12 protein-coding genes are annotated in these 13698 nt (G+C 60.3%); 6 read left to right on the forward strand and 6 right to left on the reverse strand.

The window, feature by feature from the left end:
- Nucleotides 1–175: 175 nt before the first annotated feature.
- The 3 genes from NKH43_RS34075 (at nucleotide 176) to NKH43_RS34085 (ending at nucleotide 2127) form a co-directional block, all read left to right on the forward strand.
- The gene (locus tag NKH43_RS34075) at nucleotides 176–607 is read left to right on the forward strand and encodes a hypothetical protein (RefSeq protein ID WP_352861882.1); all 432 of its coding nucleotides are present in this window, start codon (nucleotides 176–178) and stop codon (nucleotides 605–607) included.
- Nucleotides 608–817: 210 nt separating this feature from the next.
- Nucleotides 818–1705, forward strand: coding sequence for a hypothetical protein (locus tag NKH43_RS34080; protein WP_352861884.1), 888 nt, complete (start codon nucleotides 818–820; stop codon nucleotides 1703–1705).
- Nucleotides 1702–2127 (forward strand): hypothetical protein, encoded by a 426-nt coding sequence (locus NKH43_RS34085; RefSeq protein WP_352861886.1) that lies wholly within the window; start codon nucleotides 1702–1704, stop codon nucleotides 2125–2127. Before NKH43_RS34080 ends, NKH43_RS34085 begins: the two co-directional genes overlap by 4 nt.
- Before the next feature lie 657 nt (nucleotides 2128–2784).
- Here NKH43_RS34085 and NKH43_RS34090 read toward each other — a convergent pair.
- Nucleotides 2785–3216 (reverse strand): winged helix-turn-helix transcriptional regulator, encoded by a 432-nt coding sequence (locus NKH43_RS34090; RefSeq protein WP_352456668.1) that lies wholly within the window; start codon nucleotides 3214–3216, stop codon nucleotides 2785–2787.
- A 150-nt stretch (nucleotides 3217–3366) separates the two neighbouring features.
- On the opposite strand from NKH43_RS34090, the gene NKH43_RS34095 reads away from it, so the two are divergent.
- Together NKH43_RS34095 and NKH43_RS34100 are read left to right on the forward strand one after the other, a co-directional pair.
- Complete coding sequence (locus NKH43_RS34095) at nucleotides 3367–4185, forward strand: antibiotic biosynthesis monooxygenase (protein ID WP_352861888.1); 819 nt, start codon at nucleotides 3367–3369, stop codon at nucleotides 4183–4185.
- Nucleotides 4186–4333: 148 nt separating this feature from the next.
- On the forward strand, nucleotides 4334–5071 hold the full coding sequence (locus NKH43_RS34100) for an SDR family NAD(P)-dependent oxidoreductase (RefSeq protein WP_352456666.1): 738 nt from the start codon (nucleotides 4334–4336) through the stop codon (nucleotides 5069–5071).
- Between the two features lie 93 nt (nucleotides 5072–5164).
- Here NKH43_RS34100 and NKH43_RS34105 read toward each other — a convergent pair whose 3' ends face one another.
- From NKH43_RS34105 to NKH43_RS34125, 5 genes are all read right to left on the reverse strand, one after another.
- Nucleotides 5165–5371 (reverse strand): hypothetical protein, encoded by a 207-nt coding sequence (locus tag NKH43_RS34105; protein ID WP_023677964.1) that lies wholly within the window; start codon nucleotides 5369–5371, stop codon nucleotides 5165–5167.
- Between the two features lie 182 nt (nucleotides 5372–5553).
- Nucleotides 5554–6030, reverse strand: a complete 477-nt coding sequence (locus tag NKH43_RS34110) for a hypothetical protein (RefSeq protein WP_023677965.1) — start codon at nucleotides 6028–6030, stop codon at nucleotides 5554–5556.
- A gap of 208 nt (nucleotides 6031–6238) precedes the next feature.
- Nucleotides 6239–6847: a hypothetical protein gene (locus tag NKH43_RS34115; protein WP_352456665.1), complete on the reverse strand. Its 609-nt coding sequence runs from the start codon at nucleotides 6845–6847 to the stop codon at nucleotides 6239–6241.
- A gap of 210 nt (nucleotides 6848–7057) precedes the next feature.
- On the reverse strand, nucleotides 7058–8338 hold the full coding sequence (locus NKH43_RS34120) for a GNAT family N-acetyltransferase (RefSeq protein ID WP_352456664.1): 1281 nt from the start codon (nucleotides 8336–8338) through the stop codon (nucleotides 7058–7060).
- Nucleotides 8338–9738, reverse strand: a complete 1401-nt coding sequence (locus tag NKH43_RS34125) for a lipopolysaccharide biosynthesis protein (RefSeq protein WP_352861891.1) — start codon at nucleotides 9736–9738, stop codon at nucleotides 8338–8340. The genes NKH43_RS34120 and NKH43_RS34125 overlap by 1 nt, the downstream gene beginning before the upstream one ends.
- A 271-nt stretch (nucleotides 9739–10009) precedes the next feature.
- Between NKH43_RS34125 and NKH43_RS34130 the strand changes: the two genes are divergently transcribed.
- A partial coding sequence (locus NKH43_RS34130) for an Eco57I restriction-modification methylase domain-containing protein (protein WP_352861893.1) occupies nucleotides 10010–13698 on the forward strand: 3689 nt, incomplete at its 3' end.

Here is a 13698-nt window from a genome sequence, read left to right on the forward strand (position 1 = left end):
CCAGAAGTTCCTTCTCAATAGCCATGCGATGATTCTCTCCTTTCCATCATCATGGCCTCGCGCACAGAATTCCCGACAGTCCCGCACCTAGGTCTGCCCGACATTCCTCCTTGAACAGCAACGGCCTGCCGCCCGCTCATGGGCGTTTGCGGCCTCTGAAGCCATGGAGAAAATCATGACAGCAGAACGCTTGAAAGTCCGCGATGTCGGTGAGGGTTATGAGGTGCTTGACTACGACGGCAAGCCGATTGCCATTTACGCCACCATCGTCCATGCGGCGCGTTACGTGCGAGGTTTTGCAGCACGTTTCCAACTCGACTGGAGCCGCGCCGTCGCCGATCCATCTGCGCCAAGTGACTACTGCGCCAGTTTCCTCGGATCGGAGAGCATTGGCAGGATAAGAGCCGAGCCCGGCTTTCGATACGTAGGCCATTGGGCTTGGTGGATCAGCACTAATGACCACCGTTGGCGCAAGCCCGGTGGCCAGCGAGGGCGAGAGGCGGGCAAGGACTTGGCCATGGTCAGGCTAGAGCACGAGTTTACATGCTATCTGGCGAACACGCCCGACGGGCCTTCTCCTTACGCCTTGGTCAAGGGCCTGGAATAACCATCGCGACCCGAACCATCGAACGACACGGCATCGTTGCCGGTGCGCGCTTCGTACAAGTCCTGCATGGCAGGCAGCCTCAAGCATGCCGAAGCAAGCCGGCAACCACCCTCGACGATGGGTTCTGCGCGGAAACTTTCTTGCTTTGCCCCAGCGTCGACGGACTGTACTAACGTTCCGTCGGCTGGTATTTCCGTCAAAGGGGGATCAATGAGAAGTTTGACTGTCCTTTGTTGCTTTGTGCTCGGCGCCACGGCAGTGGCAATCTCCGCTCTTGCGGATGAACGCTGCCCCGGCAAGACACCGCAAAACTTCAAGAAGGAGGCTTACGACTTCTCGACAAATTCCTCGGTCGACAAGAACGGCAAGATAATCAGGTATTCAGTCTGCGTCGTAAACAAAAGCCAAGACGGCTGGCTGCGCATTAGCTGGTTCATCCCTCTACTGGCAGATCGTTGGGTGCCTCCCGGCGATGTAGTGGACCAAATTCGATACTCTGCCGACCCTGCTGCCCGCCCTGTGTTGGGATGCATCAAATACGGCAACCTCAAGGACAAGGTCGTTTCACAATTCCTGGGCGATGCAAGTGACGAGCAAAAGAGCGGAATGTCCAACGAAGCTAGTTGTCGCCAAGAAGCAGGGGTCGAGGCGCCGCCGACCGACACGATCGAACTGCCGCCGGACGGTGTGACCGAGGCTACCCGTTTGTACGTTCCATCCGATTTCGCCGACCCGACCAATTCGATGCTGGCCCTTGATATAGCGTATGGTGTCAAACCGAACCCGGACGGAAATGGGTACACGAGCTACTTCGGATATACCGCCAATCCTGTCGTTGCTGGTTCAAAGGCGGACGCCGAACAAATTCGCATGCGCCCCAAGTTTTCGGCAGGAGCAGACGCACTTTACGCCGCATTTCGAGAGCAAGTGACAAAGGATCACGTTTCCCTCGCCAAATCCGGAGGGTTTCAGTTTTCAATCTCGGGCTCAACACAGTGGTCAGTCCAACCCGCGTTCTATGAATTCGTAGACAAGGACGACAACGTGTTGAGCAGCTTCTCTATCCCGCTGTTCGCACCGGCAGACCGACGCCAATGACGAGGTTATTGCCGTACGCGTATGTGTTTCCGTCAGTGCTCGTGACTGGCTTAGAGAGCTGGCAACAGATATTCCGTAGAAGCTGGTTCGCGCCTCCCGGCGCCGAGCCCGCGCTTTATAACACGGCACTTTTTCTCGGCGTCCTTTTGAGTTTCGGGATCGTCGCGATATGGGTCCACCGTGGTATCCGCTTTATTGGTTTCATCTCCGGCATTGCGGCTTTCGTCGTGGTGCTCTCCCTGATGGGCTGCGGGGGCCTTCTTCACTATCTGCGAGAGCCGTGGAACCCTGTCATAACCTCATGGCTCGAATGGAGCTGGAGTATGTGCGCCTTGACGGCCATGGTGAGCATTTCCGCCGCGGTGACGCTCGTGGCAATGTTGATTGGGGCGGGTGTGCGGCAGTCAGGAACACCCGGCTGACAGCCGTATGACTTTAGGTTGGCCGTCCGTCGGGCAGGCCGATGCCGCCAGCGAAGCTCGGCTTTGAGTGTAGGTGCCCAAACCCCCGGTGTGCGGGCGCGAATGCGGCTCGTCGCATCGGGCCAAGTCTTGACGGGAGGTACACCAAGGGGCTACCAAAGAGGTACACCGAGCCATCGGTGCCTCGGGGGAAAGCCCCTCGCAACTCTTTGTATTTCAAGGATAAGCTCGGTCGGGAGCACTAGTTAGAAATCCCCTGCCGTCCCGGCTAGGGGCACCACTTTTTAAATTCCCACCCACTTCTTATTGAACCTAATGGCGTGGATGGGATCGTCCAGCGACGCGCCCGACCGTGGCCGAATGATTGCACCTTGCCTGCTGCCGCGAGCTGCTCGAGCTTCCGCTGAACGGTGCGCGGACCAGCCCCAAGCGCAAATCTGGCGTTCCTCACCGCACGCGATCAGGCGTGCCGCGGTCCCGCAAAAAGACGTTGCCGCAAAGTCGATCGCTGCCCGACGGACATGTTTCCTCCCGCGAACTACCCACCAGACCCGGCCCACAGATGCAACCTCGGGAGGTGAGATATGCGGTAACATTATGCACAATGCGAAACAGCTTCGTCTTGGATCGTGCTGCGGGCCGGACCCGCCGCCGTGCCTAGCGCAGGGCCGCCACGACGTCGGCGAAGTCGGCCCGCTTGCCATTGCCGGCGCGACGCAATTGCACCTCGACGGGCTTGCCGTCGGATTGGTCGCAGTAGACGATGGGTCCGGGCCGCACCCATTTGTCGCCCCACTCGGTCAGCGCGATAATGACCGTTTTGAATTCCAGCCCCTTCCGGGTCAGAACGTAGTCGGCCTGCTCGCCGGCGGCACCCGGGCGACGGTCCATCAGGCCGGCCTCGACGAAATCCTCGAGGCGCTTGGCCAGGATGTTGGTGGCGATCCCCAGGCTCTTCTGGAATTGCGAAAAGCGCGTGCAGCCGCCGAATATCGCGTCGCGCAGGATCAACAGGCTCCAGCGCTCGCCGACCAGTTCCAGGGCCCGTGAGGCCGAGCAGTTTTGTTTTTCATAGAGACGACCAAGCATGGTGTGAACATACCCTATTGACTTGCATCATGCAAGTATGCATTGTACTTGCATGATGCAAGCGACAGAGGTCGAGAGAGCGTCGCTCCACTTCATCGCCCGAGATTTCGGGTGTCCATCAACCAATCAGATCTAGACAGGAGATATGTCATGAAAAAGGAAGAAGATTACACGACGTCATTCGTCGTTAAGCAAAGCCCCGAAGAGGTTTTTGCCGCGGTTGTCAATCCGCGCGCCTGGTGGTCCGAAGATATCGATGGCGATACCAACAAGCTCGGTGCGATATTCTACTATCATTTCAAGGATATCCACCGCGGCACGTTCAAGGTCACGGAGCTTGTGCCCGGCAAGAAGGTCGTCTGGCACGTCGTTCTGAACTACTTCAACTTCGTCAAGGATGCGACCGAGTGGACCGGCACGGACGTGGTCTTCGAGATCGCGCCGACCGAAAAGGGGACCGAGCTGCGTTTCACCCATGTCGGGCTGACGCCGAGTGAAGAATGCTACGATGTCTGCCATGACTCGTGGCGCTTCTATGTCGCGAGTCTCCGCGACCTGATTTCGACGGGCAAGGGGCAACCCAACAAGGGCGAAGAGAACGCCAACCCAACGGTTGTGCCGCAAAACGAGGACCTCGGCGCCGTCGAGCGCAAGGCGGCAGGCGATGGCGCCGGGATGATCGTCATGACGACGGCAGCGGCGAAGCCCGGCATCGAAAGCAAGGTGCGGAATGCCCTGCGGGACGTGGCGGGGGCGGCCCGCAAGCAAAGCGGGTGCATCGACTATAGCGTCTTTCGCTCGGAGGCAGAGCCCAACGTTACCATCTGCGTCGAGCGCTGGGCATCGAAGCAGGAGCGCGACGCTTTTCTGGGCTCGGCGGACGCGAAGAATTTCGTTTCGGCCATAACCGGCGCCTTCCTGGAGCGGCCTTCGCCGATCTCCTACACGACGTTGGAAGTCGGGTCCTAGTTGCAAGGTTCGCCCGGCGACGGCGCCGGCTGCCCTGGAGCAATGCAATGGGGAGACGGCGTCCAAGCGTGTGAACAGAAAACCATAGCCTACTTGCATGATGCAAGAACGAATAGCTTGTATTTATGCAAGAGGAGGAGAGATCGCCGTGCCGAAATCGATGGAAGTCACAAACAAAGCCGTTCTCGTGACCGGGGCCAATCGCGGCCTCGGCAAGGCGCTGGTCGAGGAAATATTGAGGCGGGGTGCCAAGCGCGTCTATGCCGGCGCGCGCAAACCGCTCGCCCACGCGGATCGGCGCGTCACGCCGCTGATCCTGGACGTGACCGATGCGGTGCAGATTGGGGCGGCTGTCGAGCGGATCGGGTCTCTCGATATCCTCATCAACAACGCCGGCATCGGGCTCTACGACGATCTTGGCGATCGTGCTGCGCTCGAGCGACACCTCGCCGTCAACCTGCTCGGCGTGCATGGCGTAACCCACGCATTCCTGCCGCTGCTCACGCATTCGCGCGGCGCCGTGGTCAACATCCTGTCGGAAGCGGCTCTCGTTCCCTTCCCGATTATTCCGTCTTACTCACTGTCGAAGGCCGCCGCGTTTTCCATGACGCAATCGCTGCGTGCTCTCGCCGGCGCTCGTGGCGTGAGTGTTCATGCAGTCCTGTCCGGTCCCATAGACACCGACATGAGCAGAGACGCCGATATACCGAAGAGCTCCGCGGAGAGCGTCGCGAAAGGCATCCTGGACGGCATGGCGCGAGGGGAAGAGGAAATCTTCCCTGATCCAAAATCGGCATCCATGGCCGAGAGCTGGCGCGGCAGCGCGTTCAAAGCGCTCGAACGCCAGATGGCGGCTTTCGTCCAAGCCATGCCCACCAAGCCATAGGCGACTGGCCATCGATGCGCTGCCAGCATTTGCAATTCAGCGCCCCACAGTGGAGTGGAACGTCATGCTGTTGAACGCAACCTTCCCCGGTTTTCACCAGCGGATCACGATGACTTTGTCGGTCCCGTTGGCGAGTTCGACAGCTTCGGTGCCATCCGGTTTGCGGCTTTGGATTCTGGCGCTCTCGACAGCTTCAACGCCAACAACGTTGACTGCAAAGGCTTCATCGATTTCGGCGGCACAGACCAAGGTGTCCGGCGGCAGGTCCTTTACTTGATCCAACAACTCGCGAAGCTTCATGGTCGAATCTCCTTGGCGATAGCAGGAATGAGCAGCACGCTTTCGCCGCACATTCGGAACCATGTCCCTTGAGAAAGGTTCCCGATGAGGTGGAGATGCCGCAGAATGGGACGAACACGGCGATCCGCCCGTCGCGATGATGTGAACGCGCCGTGCAAAGCATCTGTCTCAAATCCCTGTCCCTAATGCTGCCGGCGCAATTCCTTGTTGATCATGCCGCCCATCGCTAGACCGACCGCCATCACCGCAAAAGTCGCCGCGATAGATCGCTTCGGCAGCACCGTCTCCCAACCTGGCGTCAACCGCTTCGGCACGAAGCCATAATCTGTTGCCGCGGCAATGGCCGCTGCCGCCAACGCATCGCGAAATATCAGAAGCGACGGACGCGACGGCCTCGAGGCGAGCCATAGTTCGAAAAGGAATGCCCAGAAGATGGAGGAAGCGTGATGCGTGCCATAGCCGACGAGCGTGTGCGCCACGTCACCGCGCCGCACGGACGCGGCCTGTTCGCCGTAGAGCCAGTGGCTGGTCGCATTCGTGGGCTGCAGGGCGCCTTTGCCTTCCCGCCTGGCAAGCAGGGCCAATGCAGCTGTCGTGGCGAAGCTGACGATCGTACCCGAAACGGCTGCGGACAATCCTGTCCGGATCAGACTTTTCACTTGGTCCTCCGTCGTTTCGCGGTCGGCTCCTTGGAACGCCTTTGTGAATTCGCGGCAGTGTCGTGTGATTGCCAAAACGGCAAAACGAGTCCGAAGTTCCGGGAACGGACTTTTGGTTGGACGTTATCCCAGGAGCGTCCTCCGGGATAACGCCTTTGAAGTCCGGCTGCCTTTCCTCGCAAGCTACGGATCGTACCCTGAGCCGTTATTACATCGGCCCCGGCACCATCTTGGTCGGCTGCTCAGGCATCGGAAACGGATAGTTGTCGCATTTCACGTCCGGGTTCGTCGGGCTGAACATTCCGAGCGGGTTGTCCTTGAACAGCCAGGCGTGAAGGTCGTAGTGGTGGAACTCCTTCGGGATGAGCGGGTAATGCCCCTCCATCGGCCCCTGGAATGTCTGGCCGAAGAGCTTCGGCGGCTCCTTTGTGTCCGGCGTCAAGGGCACGAGCCATTCCGCGCCGACCAGGCGCAATTCGCCGCCGACCGGCTCATAGATCAGCACATTGGGGCGCGTCGGATCCGCGGTCGGGCCGACAGTCGTGACATTGACGAAATGGATGCCCATCGCGCCCTTCGGGTAGTCCATCGCCCCCTCTACCTTTTCGCCGCTGTAGAAGACGCATCCTACCGTCGATAGATAAAGCTCGCGAATGGCAACCTTGTAGTCTTCATACCTGGACAGCGATTTACGCAGGGCATCGATCTCGGCTTTGTCGGGTTCGGCCGCCCGAGGAGTGGCGGCGTTCAGACACGCGCCAATGAGACCTGCCAAGGTGAGGATACCGACTCGCCTGAGGTGAGTTGTTTTCATCATGCATTCCTCCCAGATTTTTTTCTTCTGGCCGTGCAGGACCGAGGCGGCAGTGATGCTGGACGCGCGGCCGTAATTGATCGCCTCATCCCGGTTGGGACTGCGTCGATGCTAATCCTTTCCGCTGATCGGGAGAATTAACCCTGACGACCTAGGCCCGAGAGAGCCGACGGTGCAGAGACGGACGGTCGGGCCCACTTTGGACCCCATGCACTAGCGCCGGCGCAGCAGGCTCCTCATCCGGTTGCGCAGCAGGCGCGCCATGTTGCGGGTTTCGCGGTAGAGGTGAAGCTGCGACGCCGCCTGGCGGGCGGGGCGGTCGGCGTCCGGCGTCAGCCCGATCACCAGCGTGCCCATCGGCTTGCGTTCGCTCCACAGCCGGCTCATCACCGGATGGTCGGGCACCGCGCAGGAATCGGTCATCATGATGTTGGGGTCGTCGAGATGCTGCCTGGTCACCTCGATCATCAGCAGCGTGCCCGGCGAATAGGCAGCGAGCGTCTCGTCATAGGCGGTCTTCCAGGTGTAGGCGACGCCGGCCTCCACAAAGACGATCAGGCAGGCGATGGTGCGGCCGTCGAGCGTCAGCGAATGGATGCGGCAGAGATCCTGCTCGGCCAGCCGGTGCACCGCCTCGCGGGCGAAGGCGGCGCGGTAGCGGTCGATCGCCATGGCGGTGCGCTCGCGGCCTTTCCAGCCGGCAGCCTCCAGCGTCAGGAAATTTTCGATGGCGTGGCGGATCTCGTCAGGCCCGCGCGCCACGACATGCTCCAGCCGGCCGAGGTCGGCGAGGCGGCGCTTCAGGCGGCGGAACTCGCGATAATGGTGCGCGCGCAGCGAAGCTTTCAGATATTCCTCGCCATCGAGCTCGCTTTCGAGCACCGGGCGCTCGGCCTTGCCGGTGGTGACCAGCGTCAGGCCGCGCGATTCGGCGACGCTGGCGAGCAGGCTCGCCACCGGGCCATCCAGCCTTATGTCGGGCAGCACGAAGACCTTCGGCAGCTTGAGATGCGGCCTCGACAGCATCGCGAAGAAATCCTCGATGACGCCGATCGGATCGTCGCGGTCGACCAGGGGCGTGCCGATCGGGCCGAACGGGCTCGACCAGGTGCGCATGACGGGAACCCCGAGCGGCACCACCGGTCGCTCGACCGAGAACGGCACCAGCAGGCGCAGCCGGTTGCGATACTGGTCACCGTCCCGGATGACGGCCAGCCGCACCTCGCGGTCCTCGAGCCTGGGCATGGCCGGCGCCAGGAAGCGCGGATTGAAGAAGACGTTGGACTCGATCGTGCGGGTACAGAGATAGTCGAGCTCCTCGACCAGGTCGAAGCCGGCGGAGGCCGGATAGATGGCAAGCTTGCGCTCGGGCCGGTTGTTGGCGAGGATCTCGACATGGGCGGGATCGGCTTCGCGGGCAAGCCCGGCAAGGCCGGACACCATGGCGCCGGCCGGGCCGCCGCTGGTTTCCTCGAGCAAGGGGACGGCAGCCATCAGGCAGCTCCTTTGGCGGGCACGAAAATGACCATGGCGATGCCGAGCTTGCGCCAGACCGTAAAGGACAGCGCGCCGGCCTCGAAGATCATGGCGAAGACGGTGGCCATCGCCGCGCCCCACAGACCGAAGAGCGGGATCAGCACGACGCTAAGCGCGATGTTGAAGGCCAGCGTCATAGCATAGACAGCGGCACAGATGTTCTGGTTGCCGCTCATGGTGAGCAGGCTTTCGCAAGGGCCGACGGCGGCCCGCGCGACGACGCCGAACACCAGCAGGAACAGCAGCGGATAGCCGGCGGAAAATTCCGGGCCGAACAGGGTCAGCATCGGCTCGCCTAGGGCCAGCACGAGCAGCGCCATCGCCAGCGACGGCCAGAAGGTCCACGACACGGTTTCGCGGGCGAAGGCGGCGAGCCTGTGCGGCTCGCCATGGGTGAACTGCGCATAGCGCTGGGCGACGCCGGCCTTGACCGCGAAATAGACGAAATGCACTAGCGCCAGCGTCTTGACGGTGGCGAAATAGACGGCGACGTCGTTGGGATCGAGATAGGCGCCGACCATCAGCACGTCGGCATTGGTGAGCAGGAAGAAGAAGCTCTCGACCAGGAAGATCGGCAGCGAGACGATGAACCATTGGCCGAAATGCAGCTTCATCGGCCCGGCCGGAATTCTTTTGTCGATGCGCGAGGTGACGCCGACGAGCTGACCGAGCGTGGTGGCGTAGGTGGCGGCGATCGCGGCGAAGATCGCCGTTCTGGCGTCGGGCGCGTAGCCCGCCAGCAGCATCAGCGCCATGAACGCCAGGATCAGCAGCGGCCGCACCAGGAAGGTCGGCGACAGCGCAAACAGCGCCCAGGAATTGGCCCGCGCCAGCCCTTGCAGCAGGTCGGACATGGCGATCATCGGCAGGCAGATGATGCCGAGGATGAACGGCACGACATAATAGTTCTCGATAAAGGGCGACAGTAGCCAGACGCCGAGCGCGCCGAGGCCGGCGATCACCGTTGAAGCAATCAGCACGAACAGCCGGCTGGCCCGCACGATGCCGCGCAGTTCGGCCAGCATGCCGCGCTCGCGATATTCCGGGATGAAGCGGATGATCGAGGTGTGGAAGCCGAGGCAGGCGAGATTGCCGACGATGACCATCGTCACCCACACGAGCACGAAAATGCCGTATTCGAACGACCCCATCCAGCGCGCCATCAGGACCTGGCTGACGAAGGCGATGACGGCGCTGACGATGCGGACCGAAAAGGCGATCAGCGACATGCGGCCGGCCTCGCCGCGCGCGCCGGCGCTGAACAGGACGGCATCGATCAGGCCAAGCAGCGGCCTTATGCGCAGCGCAAGGCGCTGCGGCAAGAACCGCCCGGCTGTCGTCGCCGCGGAAAAGCGCACCCCGATTACACTCCGTTTTCCGCCAATTTACAGGGGCTTGGTGTAGCGGAGACACATTAAGAAACGGTTGGGTGGGGTAGAGCTGTGCATTGATCATGTTAGTTGCATGATCGATGGCGAGCGAATGCCAGGGTGGCGAGAGAGGTACGATGCGGGTGGACAAAAAATTTGTTTTGCGTGACGTAAGTCGCTGAATCAGCTTAAGTCTGCCCCATGCACCTGTCCAGACGTTGGGCAAGTTTGAACCCGCTTCCGAAAATGGTCCATAGCTATGTTTGATGACAGCCGTAGCTTTGTAACACGGGCCTTTCTTCGTGCCGAATTGGAACTTGAGTTCCGTGCTTACATGGGCGACGGCTCGGATGCGATTTTAATACAGCGCTTGCGCGAGTGGGATAACCGTCGCCAACTAAGCGAAGTACAAGCGGAAGGCGCGTTCACTCAAACTTTCTTCGTCGAGAATTGGGGATATGGCGAAGCGGGCCGAGTAGCTCCCGAATTGCAGACCATTATTCCCAAACTTCGGATTGCCGGTGAAGGCGCAGGCGGTGGTCCTGGTGAGGCTGACCTGGCTCTCGGCTGGTTCGGTGGTGACTTACACGCGACGCCGCAGGTGCTTTGCGAATTCAAGGACATTCGCTCAAAGCTCGACGCGAAGCAAAATCGCAAGGGCAGCAACCGCTCGCCGGTCGAGCAATGCCTGAATTACATTCGTGGCGCGCGACGCGGCCTGTTCGGCAATGAGCCGGTGCAGCCGTGGTGGGGAATTGCCACGGACATGAACGAGTTTCGCCTATACTGGTGGGATCGTGCACCATCTGAATATCTCCGCTTCGTCATCCGCCGCACCGATCTCTTCGCGGAGAACTATGACCTGCTGACCGATTCGGAGGATGCGCAGTTCGACCGCTTCTTGTTTTGGAAACTGTTCCAGCGGGATTATCTACTTTCCCAAGCGGGCCGCCCTCCGCTCCTGCGACTCATCGAACGACAATGGGTGCGGGAACGTGCGCTCGAAGGCGAGTTCTACGACCGTTACAAAGCGGTTCGCGAGCGGCTTTTCGACGTCATGCGGCTGAACAACGCCACATTCGACGGCACACCGACGGAACTTCTTCGGCTCTCGCAGGCGTTGCTCGACCGGTTCATTTTCGCCTTCTACTGTGAGGACATGGGCGCGCGGATGCTGTTTCCGCCCCAAATGATCCGTGACCATCTAAAGAGCCGCAGCGTCGAACCTTATTATGACCCGAACGGGTCGGAGTTTTGGGAATTTTTTAAACGTCTGTTCGCCTTCATGAACGAGGGCGGTATGTTCGGCGGTCTCAGAGTGCCGCACATCAATGGCGGTTTGTTCGCCGCCAATCCCATGATGGATGCGCTGGCCATTCCGAACCATGTGTTCGCGGCACCGAAGCAGGGCGCCGGCGAGGCCGCGCTTGAAAGCGACAGAGACACGCTGCTTTATCTCTGCGCGCGATACAACTATGCCTCGCGCGGCAACGTAAGGGAAAGCCTCAGCCTCTACACTCTCGGACGCATTTTTGAGCAGTCGATAACCGAGCTCGAATACCGCGCTGGTGAGTTGGAGGGCCGTGACAGTGTTGCCAAACTTTCAAAGCGTAAGCGCGACGGCGTCTACTATACGCCTGAATGGGTGGTGAACCTGATGGTCGAGCAGACGCTTGGCCCGTGGTTCACACAGGCCAGGATGGCAAGCGGCTATCCTGTTGCAGAAGATGGCGCGCCTGATCTTTCTGCTGGGGAGGCTTATCTCGCGCGACTACGCAGGATACGCATCGTAGATCCTGCCTGCGGTTCAGGCGCATTCCTGATTTCTGCTTTCCGGCGCCTGTTGCAGGAAAGGATGTCGGTGCATCGGGACATCGAGCGCGCCAGAGGTGGAGAGGTGGCGGCGGCTGTCAGCGAGGCACCAATGATCGCCGACATCCTGGCCAACAACATCTATGGCGTCGACATTAATCCGGCTTCGGTGGAAATTGCCAAGCTGGCGCTGTGGCTACATTCGGCTCGCGCGGATGGACCTCTCTCTTCGCTCGATCACACGATCCGGTGCGGCAACAGTCTTGTCGACCATGATTTCTGGGCTGGGCGAGAGCGGATGCAGGATCAGATCGAGCACATCAACAGCTTCGACTGGGAGGGTGCCTTCCCCGAAGTCTGGCCGGACGACGACGCGGAAGGCGGCTTTGATATCGTCCTCGGCAATCCGCCCTATGTGAAGTTGCAGAACCTTATTAAGGTCGATCCTGACGTGGTTGCCTATCTGCAAGGAAACCGGGGTGACGACACCTATGTCAGCGCTCAGACCGGAAACACGGACCTCTATCTTCCGTTCATCGAGAAGGGGCTGCGGCTGCTCGCACCGGGTGGTCGCATGGCTTACATCGCACCGAGCCTGTGGACGGTAAATCACTATGGCGAAGGCCTCCGCAGACTGGTGCGCAGAACGCGGCAACTTGACCGCTGGATCGACTTCAAGGCCCACCAGATATTCGATGAGGCTATAACCTATACTGCGGTGCAATTCTTCACCAAGGAGCCGTGCGCACAGGTTCGGATCGCCGTTGCACCCGGCGGTGATGCCGAGGCACACGATATAGACTGGGCGGATGGAGATCTGGCGGTTCCCTACAACGCCTTCGCCGAGAATGGCGAATGGCTGATGGCAACCGGGGCGGAGCGAGCGCTGATCGACCGACTGGCGCGGGATTGCTTGCGTCTTGAGGATCCGCGGCTGACCAGCGGCATTACCGTCGGTATCCAGACAAGCGCTGATCCCCTCTATCATCTCGACCGCATCGGAACCAATCGCTACCGCTGTGCACCAAAGGGAGTGCCAGCCTATGAGGCCGAGATCGAGGATGGAATCATGAGGCCGCTCATTTCCGGCGGCGAGGCAAAACGCTACGAAGAGCCTGCGACTGACACTTATTTGCTGTTTCCCTACGCACGTGACCCACGCGGCAACATGCGCCTCATCCCAGTCGGCGAGATGGAACAGCGATTTCCTCGAGCATGGCAGTATTTGCTTTCATGGGAAATGGAACTTCGAGGGCGAGAGGGAAACAAATTCGACGATGAAAACTGGTACCGATTTGGGCGCCATCAAAACATCGACAAACAAGACATCCAAAAACTAATAGTTGCGCAAACTGTTCCCGAAATGAGAGTTTGCGCTGACACTAGCGCGGATAAGTATCTTAACAATGTCCGGGTTAATGGCATCATAGCAGCCGCTGGAACGGATCAGTCCTATCTGCTCGGCGTGTTGAACGGGCCGATTGCGGACTTTGTCTTCCGGCGGATCGGAAAGCCCAAACAGGGCGGTTGGTTCGAAGCCAACAAGCAGTTCATTGCGCCTCTCCCGATCCCCAATGTGTCGCTGCAGGACCAAGCCGAGATCGCTGCCCGAGCGCGTGAACTGCAGCGGAATTGGACACGACGCCGTGAACTGCTTCAATCAATCGAGGAACGGCTTTCCGTTTTGGCGCGGGCGCGACATCCGGCGCGTTGGCTGTGGCCTGACCTACTGGACCTGCCTGAGATGACAACGCAAGCCCCGGCAGTACTGAAGCTGCAAGGCGAGCGCCGCGCTTGGGCGGAAGCGCGGTTAAACGAGTTCGAGGCGAGCCGTCTCGAAGCGTTGCAGGCAGCGCTTGATGGCGGTGGACGTCTCGAAGCGGCGTTCCGTGACGGCGAGCTTCGACTGTATGCCGGCGGCGTGATCGTCCTAGGCCGCATTTACCTTGATGACGACACCGGAAGTCTGACGGAAACCTATTGGCGCTGGCTGCTGCTCAGCCGCAAGTGGCGCGAGGCCGAGCGTTTCGCTGCCGAATTGCGGCGACCGCGGAACTGTCAGGAATTCTGTGCGCGAGGCCGGTTTCGTCATTGGCTGACGAACCTTTCGCCGAAGACGACGGCGAACTGGGTCTT

Source organism: Mesorhizobium sp. M1163, assembly GCF_040318415.1.
Taxonomy (GTDB): domain Bacteria; phylum Pseudomonadota; class Alphaproteobacteria; order Rhizobiales; family Rhizobiaceae; genus Mesorhizobium.

Coding starts and splice junctions, on each gene's coding strand:
- NKH43_RS34115 (WP_352456665.1), bottom strand. CDS start 6,847: ATGATGAAAACAACTCACCTCAGGCGAGTCGGTATCCTCACCTTGGCA.
- NKH43_RS34080 (WP_352861884.1), top strand. CDS start 818: ATGAGAAGTTTGACTGTCCTTTGTTGCTTTGTGCTCGGCGCCACGGCA.
- NKH43_RS34085 (WP_352861886.1), top strand. CDS start 1,702: ATGACGAGGTTATTGCCGTACGCGTATGTGTTTCCGTCAGTGCTCGTG.
- NKH43_RS34090 (WP_352456668.1), bottom strand. CDS start 3,216: ATGCTTGGTCGTCTCTATGAAAAACAAAACTGCTCGGCCTCACGGGCC.
- NKH43_RS34120 (WP_352456664.1), bottom strand. CDS start 8,338: ATGGCTGCCGTCCCCTTGCTCGAGGAAACCAGCGGCGGCCCGGCCGGC.
- NKH43_RS34075 (WP_352861882.1), top strand. CDS start 176: ATGACAGCAGAACGCTTGAAAGTCCGCGATGTCGGTGAGGGTTATGAG.
- NKH43_RS34095 (WP_352861888.1), top strand. CDS start 3,367: ATGAAAAAGGAAGAAGATTACACGACGTCATTCGTCGTTAAGCAAAGC.
- NKH43_RS34105 (WP_023677964.1), bottom strand. CDS start 5,371: ATGAAGCTTCGCGAGTTGTTGGATCAAGTAAAGGACCTGCCGCCGGAC.